The following is a 20,231-nucleotide window of genomic DNA, read 5'->3' as shown; positions in this document are numbered from 1 at the left end:
AAGAGTAACTTACATGAAAATCTTAGCTGGTTGTTCTGCTCTATCTGCATTTCGTATTAGTAAAATCTTATCAACTTGCCGTGAAACATCGATTCCTGTTATTAACTTAGAAGCGCAATACATTCACTTTATTGACTTGTTTGGTGATTTAACAGCGGATCAACAATCTACGCTCGAAAGTTTGTTGCAATATGGTTCTAAAAATGCCCAAATCGATATTCAAAATAAAGACAGTAAATTACTCTTTTTAGTTACACCTCGAGCCGGTACGATTTCGCCATGGTCATCAAAAGCAACTGATATTGCACATAATTGTGGTCTATCGCACATTCATCGCATTGAGCGAGGTATTGCCTATTATGTGCAAGTGAGTTCTGCGTTAACCGACATCCAAAAAAATGAGTTTGCAGCATTAATACATGATCGGATGATGGAATCGGTATTAACGAGTTTTGATCAAGCTGATCAATTATTTAAAACTGAACAACCCGCACCAGTTGTTACCATTGATTTGTTAGGGCAGGGGCGACAAGCTTTAGAGCAAGCCAATCTTAAATTGGGTTTAGCATTAGCATCGGATGAAATTGAATATTTAATCGAAAATTTTAAAAAGTTAAATCGTAATCCGACCGATATTGAACTTTATATGTTTGCACAAGCGAATTCTGAACATTGTCGACATAAAATTTTTAATGCTGATTGGGTTATAGATGGCAAAAAGCAGCCTAAATCGCTATTTAAAATGATCAAAAATACGTTTGAAAGCACACCTGATTATGTCTCCTCGGCTTATAAAGATAATGCAGCGGTGATGGATGGCTCTATGGTTGGACGTTTTTTTGCTGATAACGAAAATAAAACCTATAGCTATTCTCAAGAATATGCAGATATTTTAATGAAAGTTGAAACGCATAATCACCCAACAGCAATATCACCTTGGCCAGGAGCGGCAACCGGTAGTGGCGGTGAAATTCGAGATGAGGGTGCGACAGGGCGCGGCGCCAAACCAAAAGCAGGATTAGTTGGTTTTTCAGTATCAAATTTACGTATACCAGATTTTGTTCAACCTTGGGAATATGATTTTGGTAAGCCTGATCGTATCGTGAGTGCGCTTGATATTATGATTGACGGACCTTTAGGTGGGGCTGCTTTTAATAACGAATTTGGTCGTCCTGCTTTATTGGGCTATTTTCGTACTTATGAAGAAAAGGTAAATAGTTACAATGGTGAAGAGGTTAGAGGTTACCATAAACCCATTATGCTTGCGGGAGGAATAGGGAATATTCGTCGTGATCATATTCAAAAAGGTGAATTTCCGGTAGGTTCTAAATTGATTGTTTTAGGTGGACCTGCTATGAATATCGGATTAGGTGGCGGAGCCGCATCCTCAATGACATCCGGTCAATCTGATGCTGATCTGGATTTTGCTTCAGTACAACGTGATAACCCTGAAATGGAGCGTCGTTGTCAGGAAGTGATAGATCGCTGTTGGCAATTAGGCGATGACAACCCTATTTTATTTATTCATGATGTTGGGGCGGGTGGGTTATCTAATGCCATGCCGGAGCTTGTTAATGATGGTGGTTGTGGTGGTCAATTTGAATTGAGAAATATCTTAAACGATGAGCCTGGCATGTCACCGTTAGAAATTTGGTGTAATGAATCACAAGAACGTTATGTGCTAGCTATTCGCCCCGAAAGTTTGGTGCTCTTTGATAAATTGTGTCAGCGAGAACGTGCGCCTTATGCTGTAATTGGTAGTGCAACGTTAAATAAAACGTTGGTTTTGCATGATAATCACTTTAACAATAATCCTATTGATCTACCTTTAGATGTTCTTTTAGGTAAAACACCGAAAATGTTACGCGATGTAAAAACCTATCAAGCTCATGGTGATAATTTTTCAACCTCTGACATTAATTTATATGATGCGGTAAAACGTGTGTTACATTTACCAACAGTTGCTGAAAAAACATTTTTAATTACTATTGGTGATCGAACTGTCACGGGTATGGTGGCACGTGATCAGATGGTCGGTCCATGGCAAGTACCGGTGGCTGATTGTGCTGTTACCACAGCGAGTTTAGATAGTTATTATGGTGAAGCAATGTCAATTGGTGAACGTGCGCCAGTTGCATTACTCAACTTTGCCGCTTCAGCAAGGTTAGCTGTTGGTGAAGCGATTACCAATATTGCAGCAACGAATATTGGTGATATTAAACGAATTAAACTTTCGGCTAACTGGATGGCCGCTGCCGGTCACCCAGGCGAAGATGCCGGACTTTATCAAGCAGTGAAAGCTATTGGTGAAGAGTTATGCCCGGCTTTGGGACTTGCTATTCCTGTTGGAAAAGATTCCATGTCAATGAAAACCACTTGGCAGCAAGATGGTGAACAAAGATCGGTAACTTCGCCGTTATCATTGGTGATTTCGGCCTTTGCTCGGGTTGAAGATGTTCGCAAAACTGTTACACCTCAACTTTGTGTAGATCAAGATAATACATTATTATTTATCGATTTATCAAAAGGTCATCAGGCTCTTGGTGCGACAGCCCTTGCTCAAGTCTATCGCCATTTAGGTCAAAAAACGGCAGATGTTCATGATGCTAAAGCGTTGGCTGGTTTTTATCAAGCTATGCAAATGCTAGTGAATCAACATTTATTGCTTGCCTATCATGATCGTTCAGATGGCGGCTTAGTGGTTACCTTAGCTGAGATGGCTTTTGCTGGACATTGTGGTATAGATGTTGATATTTCGATGCTAGGTCATGATGTGATTGCCGCGCTGTTTAATGAGGAATTAGGTGCTGTTATTCAAATTGCAAATAGTCACTTAGATCAGGTAATGGCGTGCTTTAAGCAGTTTAATTTATCTCACTGCGTGCAAGTGCTTGGTAGTGCTAAAGTTGGGCAGCAGTTTATTATTCGAAATCAATCAGCAGTTGTTTTTAGTGAGTCACGTTTAACGTTAAGAACATGGTGGGCAGAAACCACTTGGCAGATGCAACGCTTACGTGATAATCCGCTATGTGCCGATCAAGAACATCAGGCAAAACAAAATGAAAACGATCCGGGTCTAAATGTGTTATTAACATTCGATCCACAGCAAGATATAGCAGCCCCATTTATAGCCAAAGGTATAAAACCTAAAGTCGCTATTTTACGTGAACAAGGTGTAAATTCACATGTTGAGATGGCTGCCGCCTTTGATCGGGCTGGTTTTGCTGCAATCGATGTGCATATGACCGATTTACTTGCTGGTGACACCAGTTTAGATCAATTTAAAGCCGTTGTTGCTTGTGGTGGCTTCTCATATGGTGATGTGTTAGGGGCCGGTGAAGGCTGGGCTAAATCAGTGCTTTTTAATGAACGTGTTCGTCATGAGTTTGAACAGTTTTTTAATCGTAACGATACGCTATCACTTGGTGTCTGTAATGGTTGTCAAATGATGTCTAATTTGAAAGATCTGATTCCAGGTGCTGAATTATGGCCACGTTTTGTGCGAAATTTATCAGAACGCTTTGAAGCGCGCTTTAGTTTAGTGCAGATTCAGCAAAGCCCTTCTTTATTCTTTACTGATATGGCGGGTTGTCATATGCCAATTGCAGTTTCACATGGGGAAGGACAGGTTGAAGTTAATGACGAAAATCATCTAACTCATTTAGAGGCAGCCAAACTTGTTGCTGTGCGTTATATTGACCACTTTGGTCAAGTTACCCAGCAATATCCGGCTAATCCAAATGGTTCACCTAATGGTATTACTGCTGTGACATCTAAAGATGGACGCGCAACAATTATGATGCCGCATCCAGAGCGGGTATTTAGAACGGTAAGTAATTCATGGCACCCTAATAATTGGGGGGAAGATAGCCCATGGATGCGGATATTCCGTAACGCTCGTCGGCAATTAGGTTAACATAAAAATTATCGCCGATAAAAGTCGGCGATAATGTGTTTTCAACCAATTAAGCGGTTATTGGTTGTTGTTGTCTTTTTAATAAAGGCTCAGCTAACAAGCTATTCATTTTTCGTAATAACTCATCAGTGCTGTCCCAATTAATACAAGCATCAGTAACCGATACACCATATTTAAAGTTTTCTTTTGGTTGTTCTGACGATTGATTACCTTCAAATAAGTTACTTTCAATCATAACGCCAATAATTGAATTATTACCGTTCTCAATTTGCTCAATAATTGAATTAGCTACAATTGGTTGATTACGATAATCTTTATTGGAATTAGCGTGGCTACAATCAATCATTAAATTTGGTACTAAACCGGCTTTTTTCATTTGAATTTCACATAATGATACGTTTTGAGCATCATAGTTTGGCGTTTTTCCACCACGTAAAATAACATGCCCGTGTGGATTACCCATTGTCTGTAGGACAGTAACTTGCCCTTGTTGATTGATACCAACAAAACGATGTGCCATAGACGCTGATTTCATCGCATTGATTGCAACATCTAAACTGCCATCTGTTCCATTTTTAAAACCAACTGGCATCGATAATCCAGAAGCCATTTCTCGATGTGTTTGTGATTCAGTGGTTCTTGCACCGATAGCAGACCAACTAATTAAGTCACCGATATACTGTGGAGTGTTAGGATCTAAAGCTTCTGTTGCCATTGGCAAGCCAATTTGCGCGATATCCAGTAATAATTTTCGTGCTTTTTTTAGACCATATTCAATATCAAATGAACTATCCATATGTGGATCGTTGATCATGCCTTTCCAACCAACGGTGGTTCTTGGTTTTTCAAAATAAACACGCATCACAATAAATAGATTATCTTTTACTTCATCTGAAAGTTTTTTTAATCGATGCGCATACTCAATTGCAGCATCGGTATCATGAATTGAGCAAGGGCCACAAACAACAAGTAGCCGGTGATCGCGGCGTTCTAAAATATCAACGACTGTTTGTCTAGATAAACTAATTTGTTTTTCTAACTCACTTGATAATGGATAAAGTTTTTTTATTTCATCAGGTGTAATGAGCATGTGTTCATCTCGAATTCGAACATTATTCAGTGTGTCTTTTAACATTGTATTTTCCTAGTTAAAATCATTTAAACTTTTTTGTAAAAAAAATATTACAATTAACGGTTAATATGTAAACACAAAATTACATTATAGTAAATGATATTTTGTGAATTTTACAAAGATAATAATTTAATGTTGGTATAATCGATGTTTTTTTGATTTTTTCTATACCAGAAAAGCTATTTTACACTTTATTGTAATGAAATATTTACACTTTATATGTTTGAAATGATTTATTATTAACAAGTCTTTGGTGATGGCTAGATTTTCCTATTTTATCATTGTAAGGTATTAAGATATTAATTTTAGGAACAAAGCAAAATGAACCAAGGTAAGCGCTTGCTTAATTTGATGGGCACGAAGATTCAAATATGGCTAGAACATGATGAGGTTGAACACTTATTGAATCAAGCTCAAAAAATGTTAATCGACTACGAACAGCGCTTTAGTGCTAATCGCTTAGATTCTCAATTAATGCAGGTTAATCTTAATGCGGGTATTAAACCCGTAAAACTGCAATCTGATCTTTTTAGATTAATAAAAATAGGCAAAACTCAGAGTTTAGCAAAAAATAGTTTTTTAAATATTGCAATAGGACCACTTATTCAAGCGTGGCGGGTTGGCTTTAGTGATGCTAGATATCCTTCTGTTTCAGAAATCAATCAGCTTTTAACACTCATTAACCCTAATGATATTCTTTTAGATGAAGATAATTCATCTGTGTTGTTAAAGCATTCTGGAATGGCAATCGATTTAGGTGCGTTAGCCAAAGGTTATTTTGCTGATAAAGTTATTGAATTTTTTAAACAACAAAACGCTCACGCAGCGTATATTGATTTAGGTGGAAATGTCTTAACATTTGGGGCGTGTCCTTTTCATGATGATGGATATTGGCGAGTAGGCATTCAAAATCCCTTCTTAACCAGAGGCAATGTGATTACTGTTTTGAAGATTCAAAATCAATCAGTGGTGACTTCTGGTATCTATGAAAGAACATTTAACTATAATGGTAAAACCTATCATCATATTTTTGATAGTCAAACAGGTTATCCTGTTGAAACCGATATTGAAAGTATTACTATTGTGACTGAGCATGCTATAGATGGCGAAATATGGACTACACAATTATATGGTTATTCTGCTCAACAGGTAATTAAGCAAATAAATAAAATTGACCATATCGAAGGGATAGTTATCACCAAAAATCATGAATATGCTAGTTCTAATGGTCTATTGATCTAGGTATTTATATGATGTTACCGCGTTAACACTCGTTTAGTTTTCATCTTTGTATTATTGATTAAAAGAAGAGACGAAAAGGTTGACGAATTCTTTTTCAGCCACGCTAAGCATTTTATTTGCTGAATATGCAATGAAATAACTTAACGAGATGAATTCTAGTGGTAGGGGGATCAAATTATATGCTAAATCGCCAGTTTTTCCGCAGATATTGACACTTTCCGGAATAAACGTCACCCCCATTCCTTTTTTTGCTAATTCGACAAGAGTAAAAATGTTACTGCTTTCAAGTACGATATCGGGTTTAATCTTATATTTTGCAATGAGGTATTCAATTTGTTGTCGTATACCTGAACCGTGAGACGTTAGAATAAGTTTTTCTTGCAATAATTTTTTTATAAAAGAATGATTACATTCAATATTACTTGTTTTTTTTCGATAAAGTTTAGAACTTTCTGGTATAAGTGCATAATAATGATGTTTACCACATTTATGACTAATTAAATTTGGGGATATTGTTTCAGGATTTTGCCCAATAAAAAAATCGAGAGTTTGGTTAATGGTTTTTTCTTCACTATTTTTGGGCATATATTCATGTAATTCGATTTTAATATTGGGATATTTTTGCATAAAAGCAGGTAGAACTAGAGGTAATAAGTAGGTTCCTAAGCTTGGCAATACACCGATTTGAATTGCTGTGTAGTTAGTATCAGTATATTTTTGGATTTTTTTTCTAAACTGTTCCTGTTTGTTGACTAACGACGTGAGATATTCATAATAAATTTTTCCCGCTTCGGTTAACTGTAATGGGACGGTTTGTCGATTGATGATTTCAATACCTAGTTCATTTTCTATTTTTTTTATGGTTTGTGTTAGGTAAGATTGCGAGATATAAAGGTTTTGTGCTGCTTTGGTATAATTACCATGCTTAACTAAAACATCAATATATTGCAGCATTATTAGTGAATTAATTTTAGCCATTCCGCTTGTTTTCATCCTTTTTAAGATTATAACAAATTAGTTATAACCCCATAATTAATCAGCTATTTCACAAATATTTTTTTCTATTTTACACTAGATAACAAATCATATTGCACAATAATTAACATAATTAATAGAACAAGAATTTATTTTACCATTTTGTGTGATTAGCTAAAGAATTTGTATTACGAAAATTAAATATTAACAAAATTGTGCCGCAAGGTACTAAGTGAGGTTTTAAAGTGAAATTTGTTGCTATAGTCGGAACGAATTCTGATCGTTCTACTAATAGAAAATTACTGCATTTTATGCGAACGCATTTTGCCGAGAAAGCAGAAATTGAGGTCTGTGAAATTAAATCATTACCAGCATTTAATGAACCTAAGGATAAAACTCCGCCAGCAGCAGTAAAAGAGCTATCGGATAAAATACTAGCCGCAGATGGTGTGATTATTGCTACTCCCGAATATGATCATTCCATTACCGCTGCGTTGAAAAGTGTTATTGAGTGGTTGTCTTATACTACCCGCCCTCTGATTAATAAATGTGTAATGATTGTCGGTGCTTCACATGGTATGTTGGGGTCATCAAGGGCACAGGCTCATTTACGCCAAATTTTGGATGCGCCAGAATTAAAAGCACGAATTATGCCAAGCTCGGAGTTTTTATTAGGGCAGTCGTTACAGGCTTTTGATGATCAAGGTAATCTTGTTTATGCTGATAAAGTCAAAGAGTTAGATGAATGCTTTGATGAATTTTTATTATTTGTGTCCATTACTAATCAATTACTCAAAACAGCAAAAATTAATACAGATCAAAATAAAAAATTTAGTTGGAAACAGGCCGCAGAAGAAGGAGCATCGTTATGAAATTTATTGGTATAGTAGGAACAAATGCTCAAGAATCTTATAACCGCATGTTATTGCAATTTATGCAAAAACATTTTAGTCATAAAGCCGAAATTGAAATATTAGAGTTGACCGATGTTCCAATGTTTAATGAATCAGATGACCAATCTAATAGTCCTATCATTCAGAATTTTAATAATAAAATTATTCAAGCAGATGGTGTTATTCTTGCCACGCCAGAGCATAATCATTCGATTCCATCGGCCTTAAAAAGTATCATTGAATGGTTGTCATTTAATTTGCATCCGTTTGATGGTAAACCGGTTATGATTGTTGGTGCATCTTATGATGTACAAGGCTCTTCTCGAGCACAATTACATTTACGTCAAATCCTTGATGCGCCAGGGGTTAATGCAACAGTTATGCCGGGCTCTGAATTTTTACTGGGTCGAGCCCATCAAGCTTTTGATGAGCAAGGCAATCTTAAATCAGAACGAACAGTCGATTTTTTAGAAAGCTGTTTTTTACGTTTTTTGCGATTTACTCAAGTTGTCAATTTACTTAATGTGCCGGAAGAAATCTCGTATGAACCAGGTAAATATTGTGTAACAGCACCGGGTCATAATGGCGATTTACCTATGGTTGTTACTTTATCAACTGACCGCATTGAATCGATTGATATTGATACCGAAGGCGAGTCAGAAGGTATTGCTGACGTTGTGTTTAAACGTATTCCATCTCAAATCCTTGAAGGTCAGACACTGAATGTCGATTTGATTTCTGGTGCATCGGTTACAAGTAATGGTGTTATTGATGGTGTGGCAAAAGCCATTAAAATGGCAGGTGCTAATCCTGATGTATTAAGGAAAAGACCAAAAGCACCAAGCGCGCTTGATAATAGTGATGCGCAATATGTAACAGATGTCGTTGTGGTTGGTGCTGGTGGTGCAGGATTATCAGCCGCGGCAAGTATTTTACAAGAAGGCAAGCGCGTTGTCGTTGTTGAAAAATTTCCAGCCGTTGGTGGGAATACTGTCCGTACTGGTGGTCCAATGAATGCCGCCAATCCTAAATGGCAAAATACTTTCGATGCTATCGCGGGCGAAAGCCATACTTTATCTGAAATAGTAGCAATTGATGAGTCCGTGATTGATCCTGAATATTTGCAAGATTTTAGAAGCTTAAAACAGCAAATTAATGATTATTTATCAGAAAATAAAGGTAAAACCGGTTACCTATTTGATTCGGCACTACTTCATCGTATTCAAACCTATCTTGGCGGTAAGCGTACCGACCAATTAGGAAATGTAATTTATGGACAATATGATCTGGTTAAAATCTTGACTGATGAGGCGCTAGAATCGGTTAAATGGCTTGAAAATATTGGTGTTGAATTTGATAAACATGATGTCACTATGCCAGTAGGAGCTTTATGGCGTCGAGGTCATAAACCGTTAAAAAGTGAAGGTTATGCTTATGTTTCTGCATTGCAAAAATATGTAGAAGATAAGGGAGGAATTATCATAACCGATACGGCTGTTAAATCGTTAATTGTTGAAGATGGGCATGTGTCTGGGGTAATTGGACAAGGCTTAAATGGTAAAAAAGTTACCGTTAAAGCCGATGCTGTCATTTTGGCATCGGGTGGTTTTGGTGCTAATACCAAAATGCTCAAAGAGTATAACACTTATTGGACTGAAATTGATGACAATATTAAAACCTCTAATTCTCCGGCAATCACTGGTGATGGTATTTTGTTAGGACAAAGTGTTGGTGCGGATCTGGTTGGTATGGGCTTTTCACAAATGATGCCTGTTTCTGACCCAGAGACTGGGGCATTATTTAGTGGGTTACAAGTTCCACCACAAAATTTCATTATGGTTAACAAGCAAGGAAAACGTTTTGTTAATGAATATGGCAGCCGAGACAAACTTACACAAGCCGCTATTGATAATGGTGGATTATTTTATTTAATAGCTGATGAAGAAATCAAAAAGACGGCTTACAACACATCACAAGAAAAAATTGATAAGCAAATTGCGGCTGGTACGCTATTTTGTGCAGACACTTTAGAAGAATTGGCCGAAAAACTGGGAATGGATGCTGATATTTTTAAACAAACGATTGCCAACTATAATGCGTATGCTGATGCTGGGTATGATCCTGAATTTGGTAAAGATGTATTTGATTTGAAAGTAGAAGTCGCTCCATTTTATGCAACACCAAGAAAACCAGCGGTGCATCATACAATGGGTGGACTAAAAATCGATACACAAACCCATGTTTTGGATAAATCAGGACAAAAAATTTCTGGCTTATATGCGGCAGGAGAAGTAGCTGGGGGTATCCATGCGGGTAATAGATTGGGTGGTAATTCACTAACCGATATTTTTACCTTTGGACGAATTGCGGGAAAAACTGCTTTGAAAGATATCAAGTCAAGAATGGAGTCTGGACATGGAACAACAAACTAGAAATCTCAATCGATGGCTTGTACTGATAGCATCAACATCAATCTTGCTTTGTACTGGTGCGATTTATGCTTTTAGTGTTTTTGCCGGTCCTTTAAGTGCCGCTAAAAATTGGAGTATGTCAGAGGTGATGACAGCGTTTGCTATTAATTCAGCTGTTGGCCCAATTCCTATGATTTTAGGTGGCTTTTTAACGGATAGAGGATTAGCTAAATGGTCTAGTGTTTTAGGTGGTTTGCTGTTTGGACTAGGCTTTTTTCTGACGGGTTATGTGACCAGTCCACTAATGCTTTATGTGACTTATGGCTTATTAAGTGGCTTTGGTCAAGGGCTTGCTTATTCGGGCTGTTTAAGTAATACCATTAAATTATTTCCTGATAAAAAAGGTCTCGCTTCAGGTATCATTACAGCAGGTATGGGGGGCGCTGCAATTATATCAGCACCAATCGGTAACCATTTGATTGAGCGTTTTGATGTGCTATATGCTTTCCAAATTCTAGGTTGTACCTACATAGCTGTGGTTATTGTTGCCAGTTTCTTTATAAAGGTAGCACCCGCTAATTATCAACCGCAAGGTTGGACTCAAGCACACAGCCAACAAAATGCGCCTATTGTTAACAAAAATTGGCAACAAATGCTACAAACGCCATATTTTTACCTCATATTTTTTATGTTAGGTACTGGTGCATTTTCTGGGTTGATGATAGCTTCGAATGCATCGAGTATTGGGCAAAACATGTTTGGGCTATCTTCTGTGGCAGCAGCATTTTATGTCAGTTTATATTCATTAAGTAATTGTGCTGGGCGAGTTGTTTGGGGAACGGTATCGGATAAACTTGGTCGTAATCGAACATTAGATATTATCTTTTCGGTAATTATTTTGGCTTTTATGGCATTTTTATTTATTCCAACACAAGCCGGATTTGCAATAGGAATTATCGCGCTTGGTTTATGCTTTGGTGGTGTGATGGGCGTGTTCCCACCAATGGTTATGGAAAATTATGGACCGATTCACCAAGGTGTTAACTACGGTATTATTTTTGTGGGTTATTCTTCAGCGGCATTTTTTGCACCAAAATTAACGGCGGATATCCTTATCAATAATAATGGCAGTTATACTTACGCATTTTATATTGCGATCGCTGTAGCCTTTGTTGGCTTAGTGTTAAACATGATTTATAAATTTACTAAACAAAGACAATCGAACAATTAATAATAAGTTCGCATTTAAGCTAAAGGAGCCAGATTTCTGTGCTCCTTATTTTGTATACTTAACTACCAATCTAATAATTCACTATTATATACATTATTATGTTCGTTCTATCGACTCAAGGACGATGTTTTTATCAATGCCATCAAGCACTTCAACTTGTCCAATTTGTGTCGGAATAACCAGCCTGAGTTTGCCTGATAAAACTTTTTTATCGCGTAACATGTGAGGAATATAAGCATCACTTGTCATTTGAGATGGCCGGGTAACTGGAAGTTTTGCTCTAATAAGCAGTGTTTTAATACGATCAATATCAGCGGTTGTAAATTTACCCAACAGTTTAGCTGTTTGAGCAGCCATCAACATACCGACACTGACAGCCTCACCATGTAACCAATTACCATAACCTAATTCTGCTTCGATGGCATGACCATAAGTATGACCCAGATTTAAAATTGCACGCATATCTTGTTCAGTTTCGTCGGCCGCAACTACCTGTGCTTTGAGTTCGCAGCAGCGATAAATGCAATAACTGAGTGCTTCGACATCTAATTTAAGTAACTGGTCAATGTGCAATTCTAACCAATTAAAAAAATCAGCATCCATAATAATGCCATATTTTATGACTTCGGCCAGACCTGCTGATAATTCACGCTGTGGTAACGTTTTTAAACAATTGAGATCGATAACCACTGATTGAGGTTGATAAAATGCGCCAATCATATTTTTACCAAGAGGGTGATTAATGGCGGTTTTACCACCAACAGACGAGTCCACTTGCGAAAGTAAAGTTGTGGGCACCTGTATAAATTTAATTCCTCGTTGATACGCTGATGCCGCAAATCCAGCGACATCACCAATAACACCACCACCTAATGCAATTAGTCTGGAATTGCGCGTATGATTATTGGCAAGCAAAGCGGTAAGAATTTTATTCCATGTTTCCATGGTTTTATATTGTTCACCATCAGGCAAAATGACAGAATCAGTTTTTATACCGTTGTCTTCAAGCATATGAATTAAAGTTTGTAAATATAGTGGAGCAATGGTGTCATTGGTTGCGATTAATACACGTTGACCTGGCTGGAGTTTGAAATGTTTAAATTGAGTTAAAAGATTTTCGCCGATAGTAATAGGATAACTACGTTTTGCTAGCGCCACATTTAAAATTTTTTGCATAATAATACCCAGACAAGTCAAAGCTAATTTATTGTTGCATGTTAGCGATAAAAAAGTAGCAGTGCAACTTAGAATCATTTAAACTTATCGCCAATTTTGTTTAGTAATATTAAATTTAATATGTCAATATCTCTTGTTTTAGCTCAAAAAAATTGGCGCGTAGGCGATATAGAAGGCAATGCTCAAAAAATTATTGAATTAATCAATAGCCATGTATCTTGTGATCTTATTATCTTTTCAGAATTAGCGTTATGTGGTTATCCACCTGAAGATCTTATCTTTCGTTCAGATTTTAAACAACGTTGCCAAAAAGCATTATCAAATATCCAACAAGCTAGCACAAAATGTGCTGTGATTGTTGGTCATCCAGATTGGCAAGGTGATAAAATTTATAACTCACTTTCGTTTTTTGCCGAAGGAAAATTGTTAGCGGCTTATCATAAACAGTTGCTTCCTAATTATGATGTATTTGATGAAAAACGTTACTTTACTGCTGGAACACAAACTTGTGTAGTGCATTTTAAAGGTCAAAAAATAGGCTTATTAATTTGTGAAGATCTTTGGCAAAATCAACCTATTGATGATATCAAACAAGCACAAGCTGATTTTGTCATCACTATCAATGCTTCACCTTATGATTACCAAAAACAAAAACAACGACAAGATTTAATTAAAGCACATGCTACTCGTACTCAATTACCGATTATTTATGTTAATCAGGTAGGGGGGCAAGATGAGCTGATATTTGACGGTGATTCTTTTGTCTGTAATGAGCATGGCGATATCATTTGCCAATTGAAATCCTTTCAAGAGCAAGTCGCCTTTTTTGCGTTTTCTTCTAATTACCCATCTCAACAAGTTGAGATAACAGAACAATCCCAATTAGCATCGGTATATGATGCATTAGTTTTGGCAACCCGTGATTATATTACTAAAAATGGTTTTCAAGGGGCGGTATTGGGACTATCTGGTGGGATCGATTCTGCTTTGACGCTTGCTATTGCCGTTGATGCGCTTGGTAAAGATAAAGTACAAGCCGTCATGATGCCATTTCGATATACGGCCGATATTAGTATTGCTGATGCTAAAGAAGAGGCTGAAATATTAGGTGTTGAATTTGATATTATCTCGATTGAACCAATGTTTGATGCATTTATGTCTTCATTAACTCCCTTATTTGCAGGAACACAAAAAGATACTACCGAAGAAAATCTGCAAGCACGTTGTCGAGGTGTTATTTTAATGGCACTTTCTAACAAACGCCGTAGACTGGTTTTAACTACTGGCAATAAAAGTGAAATGTCGGTTGGTTATGCAACGCTTTATGGTGATATGGCAGGTGGGTTTGACGTACTTAAAGATGTGCCTAAAACGATGGTGTTTGCATTATCTCAATTCCGCAATACACGTTCTTATGTTATTCCTGACAGAGTTATTACTCGTCCACCTTCAGCGGAGCTTGCACCCGATCAGAAAGATGAAGACAGTTTACCGCCATATGAAATTTTGGATGGCATATTAAAAGGTTATGTTGAGCAAGATCTTACCGTTTTACAACTTAAGTCACAAGGGTATGAAGAGCAAACCATAAGACAGGTAATTAAACTGGTTGATATAAATGAATATAAAAGACGTCAAGCAGCTGTCGGTCCTAAAATTACAACGCGCAACTTTGGAAAAGGCAGACGCTATCCAATTACTTCTGCTTTTGGATTTAACAATTGGCCATCGGCAATTAAGGGCAAATAGATATGAAAAAAATAGAAGCTATCATCAAACCATTTAAACTAGATGATATTCGTGAGGCACTAGCTGATCAAGGTATTACGGGGATGACCGTGACTGAGGTTAAAGGCTTTGGTCGTCAAAAAGGCCATACTGAGCTTTATCGTGGCGCTGAATACATGGTGGACTTTTTACCCAAAGTAAAAATCGAACTGGTTGTATCAGATGATATTTTAGAAATGTGCATTGATACCATTATGAAAACAGCGCAAACAGGCAAAATTGGTGACGGTAAAATTTTTGTCTATAATGTAGAACAAGTTATCCGTATTCGTACTGGTGAGATGGATGATTCTGCAATTTAATTGAGATTATTTGATATCAGGTCGCTCTTGTTTGAGTAATTCATTAGTCACAATGCCCTGCATAGAACAAATAAGCAGATTCATATTTGTGCCTTTTTCAATTAAGAGTAATTTTTCTGTTGTATCCGGTGCTGGAATTGTTTTTACACCAACTACAGTACCGGTGTTTTCTTTCCATACATGAACATCATCATTAATGTTACGAATCATTGGATTGGCGATGTACAGTAAGTCATCTTCCATATCTTTCCAATTGATAAAATTTAATGTCTCTTTTATTTGATTTATATCGTTATCAATAATAAAACCCCAAAAATAATATTTTCCTATTTTGCCTAAATCCATCGCACTATCATAATAACCTTTAATTGTTAGATTGTTATAGTGGATAGGGGTTTGAAAATAAACATAATTTTTATTAGTGTCACTGCGATTTTCAACGGGAATAAAGGCCTGATTATTATTAATTACATTGACATTTGTTACTTTTAGTAACTCATCTTTATTATCATATATAGCTTTGAAAAAATTGGTATTACAGAGAGATAATGACTCTATTAATGGTAATTTATCGGCTGATGCGACAAAAGAACAAACTATTAGTATTACTGTAATAACGCTTTTGATCATGTTGGTTGGAGTTGACAAAAAATAAAAATTATTAAGTTAAGTTGCCTTGATTGTATAATTTTTAAAGAATAATAACAATGTTAATCCCCCTTTTCTTTTTTAAAGAATTATTAAGATTGGTGAATACTTAACCTTTATTAAAGGTATTGAGTAAATCTAACAATATAATTATATATTTTATCAAGCAATAATCTTATTTATCTTTATTTATGGAAGACTGATCCCAAAATGATGAATTTATTTGAAAAATAGTTTGAGTATTAGAAAAATTACTATAATTTTATTTGAGCAGTAAGTTGTTTATGTTATTCAGTCAATTAATTTTAAATGGAAATAAATTATGAGTTCAACATTTGCAAATAAAATACTAGAAGATTTTTCTTGCTTTGAGGATATTTCAATCAAAACATTTTTTGGTGGATTTAGTATCAATAGCAAAGGAGTCATGTTTGGATGGATTGGTAAAGGTGAGATATATTTAAGGGGGCATGATCACTATCGTTCAGTTTTTATTGATTTGGATATGCCCACATTAACACTACCAACCGCAATGTCTAGAAAATCACTTGATTATTATAAAGTGAGTGATGAATTGTTAAAACATCCTAATAAGCTTCACGCTATGGTCAAAATGGTCATTGAATATGCTATTTTAGAACATAGTGAGAAAATTCAATTAAAAAATCAGCAAATTAAGACTTTACCTAATATCAACTTATCTTTGGAAAAACTATTATTTAGCGTTGGTATAACCAATATAGAAATATTTAATAAAGTTGGTTATCTGGAGGCTTTTTACCGAATTAAGAGTATAAAATCGACTATTTCGGACAATGTTCTATTTGTTTTATATAGTGCATTAAATTATTGCCATGTAGAAGTATTATCTAAATCGACAAAAACTGATATTGAAGTTGCATATCAAGATTTTTTAGACAATATATCGGATAATTAAGTTGTAAACTTTTATCTATTATTATGATTATCAGTCAACCATGAAAATAACAGTTATCCTGAAATCAATTCATGTTAGGATAACTGTTTTTTTGTAAATATTGTTATGAAGACGTTCTACGACGTGATGTTCGTTTAAATGGCTTTGGTGTAGGTAAATTCGTTAATAGTGCTGTTGGATCGTATTGGCTAACAGGAATAGCATGATCAATCGCTTTTTCGATAGCGGGTAAATTTTGTGAGTAACGTTCACAAGCAAGTGAAATAGAATAACCTTCTGCACCAGCACGACCAGTACGCCCGATTCTATGTCTGTAATCATCACAGTCATCGGGTAAGTCGTAATTAAAAACATGTGTTACATGAGGAATATGTAAACCTCGCGCAGCCACATCTGTTGCCACTAAAATATCTAAATCGCCTTGCGTAAATTGTTCAAGAATCGATAAACGTTTCTTTTGTGCAATATCACCAGTTAATAATCCAACTCGATGGCCATCTGCAACTAAATGGCGCCATATTTTTTCACACGCAACTTTGGTATTGGCAAACACAATACAGCGATCTGGCCACTCTTCTTCTATTAGTGTTTGTAACAGCGCTAATTTATCTTCATTCGATGGGAAAAATAGTTCTTCTTTTATACGATGACCAATTTTTTGTTCTGGTTCCACTTCAACATATTGTGGATTATTCATATGCTCAAATGCTAATTCACGGACATTATGCGTGAGTGTTGCAGAAAATAGCATAGTTAATCGTTTTTGTGGTGGCGTCATGTGTCTAAAAATCCAACGAACATCCCGAATAAATCCTAAGTCAAACATACGGTCAGCTTCATCTAAAACAACAACTTGTATTGACTCAAGATTTATATAATTTTGTTTAGCATAATCGATCAAACGACCTGTCGTTGCGATGAGAATATCGACGCCAGCTGATAACATTTTTAATTGTTTATCATAACCATCACCACCAAATGCTAAACCTAGTTTTAGACCTGTTTGTTCTGATAATACTTGAGCATCATGATAGATTTGCACAACGAGTTCGCGAGTTGGCGCGATAATGATTGCTCGAGGTTGGTTGGTTTGATGATCAGGTAATGGTTGATGATTCAATAAATAATTAAACGTTGAGGCTAAAAACGCGATGGTTTTTCCTGTCCCTGTTTGTCCCTGCCCAGCAATATCAATTCCTTTTGTGGTTAACGGTAACGTCTTTTCTTGAATTGGCGTACAATAAGTAAAGCCATTTTGATCAAGGGCTTTTAGTACTAATGGATGTAAAGGAAACTGACTAAAAGTCGTTTTGGTGAGATAGGATTGAATCATTATGGTTTCAAAGTTAATTATCAAAGTTTTTTAATTATAACATATTAGTCATACTGACATCACTAATAATTATCTCCTATTATAATAATTACTAGCGCGTGCTTTGAAAATATTTTAACATTTAAAACCATAAAAATTATATTATTATTGGAGATAATAAAATGAGTCATAATATTGTTGCGTTAACTGAAGCAAGTTTTGAGAAAACCATTAACGAAGCAACTAAACCCGTACTAGTTGATTTTTGGGCTGAATGGTGTGGTCCTTGTAAAATGGTTGCGCCTATTTTAGAAGAAATAGCTCAAGAATATAGTGATCGTATCGTTATTGCTAAACTAAATGTTGAAGAAAATCCTAATATAGCACCTAAGTTTGGTATTCGTGGCATTCCTACATTACTCATTTTCAAAAATGGTGAAGTTGTTTCAACACAAGTTGGCGCGTTATCTAAAGCCCAATTGAAAAGTTTTATTGAAGCACAATTGTAATAGTTGTGATTGCTGCCCTCACAAAATCAATAAAAAACAGTAATAAGCGTAATAAAAATTACGCTTATTACTGCTTAAATCAAGTGCGTTGTTATATTCAATAACATAATTAAATATAGACAGACTACCTTTTTTAGTGTAAATTGCTAACTTCTTACGAAAGCTCCTTTCTGCAATCCATTGTTTTTATTGATTAAGTGGGTGAACAGTCTATATTTAAACGCATAATTATCATTGAAAACTTAGTAATTCATTGCGTTTGTATATTGTAAGAAAGAGATTTTTTTATTAATAAATGAAAGAAATATACAAAAATAGCAGTAATTGCAAACATATCAATTTTATCCTCAAGAATTTTTAAAATTATGAATTTAACTGAATTAAAAAACACTTCTGTTTCCGAGCTTGTAACGCTTGGCGAAAAAACAATGGGTCTTGAAAATCTTGCTCGCCTTAGAAAACAAGACATTATTTTTGCTATTTTAAAACAGCATGCCAAAAGTGGTGAAGATATCTTTGGTGACGGTGTGCTTGAAATTTTGCAAGATGGATTTGGCTTTTTACGTTCTGCTGATAGTTCGTATTTAGCGGGTCCTGATGATATTTATGTTTCACCTAGTCAAATCAGACGATTTAACTTGCGGACGGGTGATACCATTGCCGGTAAAATAAGACCGCCTAAAGAAGGTGAACGTTATTTTGCTTTATTAAAAGTTAATGAAGTTAATCATGATAAACCTGAAGATGCCCGCAATAAAATCCTCTTTGAAAACTTAACTCCGCTTCACCCAAATTCTCGATTACGTATGGAACGAGGTAATGGTTCAACAGAAGATATCACAGCAAGAGTACTTGATTTAGCATCACCTATCGGTAAAGGTCAACGTGGTTTGATTGTTGCTCCACCGAAAGCAGGTAAAACCATGCTTCTGCAAAATATCGCACAAAGTTTAGCGGTAAATCATCCTGAATGTGAGTTAGTTGTCTTGATGATTGATGAACGTCCTGAAGAAGTTACCGAGATGCAACGTTTAGTTAAAGGTGAAGTGGTTGCTTCAACTTTTGATGAACCAGCAGCAAGACATGTTCAAGTTGCGGAAATGGTAATTGAACGAGCAAAACGTTTAGTTGAACATAAAAAAGATGTGATTATTCTATTAGACTCAATTACTCGTTTGGCGCGTGCTTACAATACTGTTATTCCTTCATCGGGCAAAGTATTAACAGGTGGTGTGGATGCAAATGCTTTACATCGCCCTAAACGCTTTTTTGGTGCAGCACGTAATGTAGAAGAGGGTGGTAGCTTAACCATTATTGCAACAGCATTAATTGATACCGGTTCAAAAATGGACGAAGTTATTTACGAGGAGTTTAAAGGTACCGGTAATATGGAAGTACACTTATCTCGTAAGATTGCTGAGCGTCGTGTTTTCCCTGCTATTGATTTTAATCGTTCAGGTACACGTAAAGAAGATTTAATGACTTCGCCTGATGAACTACAAAAAATGTGGATTCTACGTAAGATCTTAAACCCAATGGGTGAAATTGATGCGATGGAATTTTTAATTGATAAATTAGCGATGACCAAAACCAATGACGAGTTTTTTGAAATGATGAAACGCTCATGATTTTGGGAATCAATTAGCTTAGTCAAAAATAAAATAGCCGTATTATATCTTGATACGGTTTTTTTATGGCAAAATATAAGATAATTTATAAAACCCGTTTAAGTTTTAAGTTGTAAAAACCTTATTATCAA

The 20,231-nt window shown here is 35.9% G+C and carries 15 protein-coding genes; 10 read left to right on the top strand and 5 right to left on the bottom strand.

Annotated features, from left to right (window positions below; translation table 11 throughout):
* Window positions 1-13 precede the first annotated feature (13 nt).
* Window positions 14-3,916 (top strand): phosphoribosylformylglycinamidine synthase, encoded by a 3,903-nt coding sequence (gene purL / locus J3U59_RS08080; RefSeq protein WP_267333854.1) that lies wholly within the window; start codon window positions 14-16, stop codon window positions 3,914-3,916.
* A 49-nt stretch (window positions 3,917-3,965) separates the two neighbouring features.
* On the opposite strand, the gene J3U59_RS08075 is transcribed toward purL, so the two are convergent.
* Window positions 3,966-5,051 carry a 3-deoxy-7-phosphoheptulonate synthase gene (locus J3U59_RS08075; protein WP_267333853.1) on the bottom strand — a complete coding sequence of 362 codons (1,086 nt, stop codon included), beginning with the start codon at window positions 5,049-5,051 and terminating at the stop codon, window positions 3,966-3,968.
* Window positions 5,052-5,369: 318 nt separating this feature from the next.
* On the opposite strand from J3U59_RS08075, the gene J3U59_RS08070 reads away from it, so the two are divergent.
* Window positions 5,370-6,290: an FAD:protein FMN transferase gene (locus J3U59_RS08070; protein ID WP_267333852.1), complete on the top strand. Its 921-nt coding sequence runs from the start codon at window positions 5,370-5,372 to the stop codon at window positions 6,288-6,290.
* Between the two features lie 51 nt (window positions 6,291-6,341).
* Here the strand turns inward: J3U59_RS08070 and J3U59_RS08065 are convergent, their stop codons facing one another.
* A complete protein-coding gene (locus J3U59_RS08065) occupies window positions 6,342-7,268 on the bottom strand; it encodes a LysR family transcriptional regulator (protein ID WP_267333851.1) in 927 nt (308 codons plus the stop codon).
* A 242-nt stretch (window positions 7,269-7,510) separates the two neighbouring features.
* On the opposite strand from J3U59_RS08065, the gene J3U59_RS08060 reads away from it, so the two are divergent.
* The 3 genes from J3U59_RS08060 to J3U59_RS08050 are packed head-to-tail and all read left to right on the top strand — an operon-like array spanning window position 7,511 to window position 11,800.
* Window positions 7,511-8,137, top strand: a complete 627-nt coding sequence (locus J3U59_RS08060; RefSeq protein ID WP_065798237.1) for an NADPH-dependent FMN reductase — start codon at window positions 7,511-7,513, stop codon at window positions 8,135-8,137.
* On the top strand, window positions 8,134-10,590 hold the full coding sequence (locus J3U59_RS08055) for a flavocytochrome c (protein WP_267333850.1): 2,457 nt from the start codon (window positions 8,134-8,136) through the stop codon (window positions 10,588-10,590). The genes J3U59_RS08060 and J3U59_RS08055 overlap by 4 nt, the downstream gene beginning before the upstream one ends.
* Entirely contained in the window at window positions 10,574-11,800 is a 1,227-nt protein-coding gene (locus J3U59_RS08050; RefSeq protein WP_267333849.1) for an OFA family MFS transporter, read from the top strand. The genes J3U59_RS08055 and J3U59_RS08050 overlap by 17 nt, the downstream gene beginning before the upstream one ends.
* A gap of 96 nt (window positions 11,801-11,896) precedes the next feature.
* Here the strand turns inward: J3U59_RS08050 and aroB are convergent, their stop codons facing one another.
* Window positions 11,897-12,976: a 3-dehydroquinate synthase gene (aroB, locus tag J3U59_RS08045; protein ID WP_267333848.1), complete on the bottom strand. Its 1,080-nt coding sequence runs from the start codon at window positions 12,974-12,976 to the stop codon at window positions 11,897-11,899.
* A gap of 120 nt (window positions 12,977-13,096) precedes the next feature.
* Here aroB and J3U59_RS08040 point away from each other — a divergent pair, with 120 nt between their 5' ends.
* Together J3U59_RS08040 and glnB are read left to right on the top strand one after the other, a co-directional pair.
* On the top strand, window positions 13,097-14,725 hold the full coding sequence (locus J3U59_RS08040) for an NAD+ synthase (RefSeq protein WP_267333847.1): 1,629 nt from the start codon (window positions 13,097-13,099) through the stop codon (window positions 14,723-14,725).
* 2 nt (window positions 14,726-14,727) lie between these two features.
* The gene (gene glnB, locus J3U59_RS08035; protein ID WP_267333846.1) at window positions 14,728-15,066 is read left to right on the top strand and encodes a nitrogen regulatory protein P-II; all 339 of its coding nucleotides are present in this window, start codon (window positions 14,728-14,730) and stop codon (window positions 15,064-15,066) included.
* Between the two features lie 6 nt (window positions 15,067-15,072).
* On the opposite strand, the gene J3U59_RS08030 is transcribed toward glnB, so the two are convergent.
* Window positions 15,073-15,696 (bottom strand): hypothetical protein, encoded by a 624-nt coding sequence (locus J3U59_RS08030; protein WP_267333845.1) that lies wholly within the window; start codon window positions 15,694-15,696, stop codon window positions 15,073-15,075.
* Window positions 15,697-16,036: 340 nt separating this feature from the next.
* Between J3U59_RS08030 and J3U59_RS08025 the strand changes: the two genes are divergently transcribed.
* On the top strand, window positions 16,037-16,651 hold the full coding sequence (locus J3U59_RS08025; protein ID WP_267333844.1) for a TfoX/Sxy family protein: 615 nt from the start codon (window positions 16,037-16,039) through the stop codon (window positions 16,649-16,651).
* Window positions 16,652-16,754: 103 nt separating this feature from the next.
* Here J3U59_RS08025 and rhlB read toward each other — a convergent pair whose 3' ends face one another.
* Window positions 16,755-17,984: an ATP-dependent RNA helicase RhlB gene (gene rhlB / locus J3U59_RS08020; RefSeq protein ID WP_267333843.1), complete on the bottom strand. Its 1,230-nt coding sequence runs from the start codon at window positions 17,982-17,984 to the stop codon at window positions 16,755-16,757.
* Between the two features lie 161 nt (window positions 17,985-18,145).
* On the opposite strand from rhlB, the gene trxA reads away from it, so the two are divergent.
* Both trxA and rho read left to right on the top strand, forming a co-directional pair.
* The gene (gene trxA, locus J3U59_RS08015; protein ID WP_267333842.1) at window positions 18,146-18,472 is read left to right on the top strand and encodes a thioredoxin TrxA; all 327 of its coding nucleotides are present in this window, start codon (window positions 18,146-18,148) and stop codon (window positions 18,470-18,472) included.
* A 365-nt stretch (window positions 18,473-18,837) separates the two neighbouring features.
* Window positions 18,838-20,100 (top strand): transcription termination factor Rho, encoded by a 1,263-nt coding sequence (gene rho / locus J3U59_RS08010; RefSeq protein WP_065617994.1) that lies wholly within the window; start codon window positions 18,838-18,840, stop codon window positions 20,098-20,100.
* Window positions 20,101-20,231 lie beyond the last annotated feature (131 nt).

Origin of the sequence: Gilliamella sp. B3783 (assembly GCF_026536125.1) — a bacterium.
Classification (GTDB): domain Bacteria; phylum Pseudomonadota; class Gammaproteobacteria; order Enterobacterales; family Orbaceae; genus Gilliamella.
Note: the sequence above shows the minus strand (reverse complement) of the source record. Positions and strands in the feature narration are given on the sequence as shown.

Coding starts and splice junctions, on each gene's coding strand:
- J3U59_RS08040 (WP_267333847.1), top strand. CDS start 13,097: ATGTCAATATCTCTTGTTTTAGCTCAAAAAAATTGGCGCGTAGGCGAT.
- purL (WP_267333854.1), top strand. CDS start 14: ATGAAAATCTTAGCTGGTTGTTCTGCTCTATCTGCATTTCGTATTAGT.
- J3U59_RS08025 (WP_267333844.1), top strand. CDS start 16,037: ATGAGTTCAACATTTGCAAATAAAATACTAGAAGATTTTTCTTGCTTT.
- J3U59_RS08070 (WP_267333852.1), top strand. CDS start 5,370: ATGAACCAAGGTAAGCGCTTGCTTAATTTGATGGGCACGAAGATTCAA.
- glnB (WP_267333846.1), top strand. CDS start 14,728: ATGAAAAAAATAGAAGCTATCATCAAACCATTTAAACTAGATGATATT.
- J3U59_RS08055 (WP_267333850.1), top strand. CDS start 8,134: ATGAAATTTATTGGTATAGTAGGAACAAATGCTCAAGAATCTTATAAC.
- J3U59_RS08050 (WP_267333849.1), top strand. CDS start 10,574: ATGGAACAACAAACTAGAAATCTCAATCGATGGCTTGTACTGATAGCA.
- rho (WP_065617994.1), top strand. CDS start 18,838: ATGAATTTAACTGAATTAAAAAACACTTCTGTTTCCGAGCTTGTAACG.
- J3U59_RS08030 (WP_267333845.1), bottom strand. CDS start 15,696: ATGATCAAAAGCGTTATTACAGTAATACTAATAGTTTGTTCTTTTGTC.
- J3U59_RS08065 (WP_267333851.1), bottom strand. CDS start 7,268: ATGGCTAAAATTAATTCACTAATAATGCTGCAATATATTGATGTTTTA.
- trxA (WP_267333842.1), top strand. CDS start 18,146: ATGAGTCATAATATTGTTGCGTTAACTGAAGCAAGTTTTGAGAAAACC.
- J3U59_RS08075 (WP_267333853.1), bottom strand. CDS start 5,051: ATGTTAAAAGACACACTGAATAATGTTCGAATTCGAGATGAACACATG.
- aroB (WP_267333848.1), bottom strand. CDS start 12,976: ATGCAAAAAATTTTAAATGTGGCGCTAGCAAAACGTAGTTATCCTATT.
- rhlB (WP_267333843.1), bottom strand. CDS start 17,984: ATGATTCAATCCTATCTCACCAAAACGACTTTTAGTCAGTTTCCTTTA.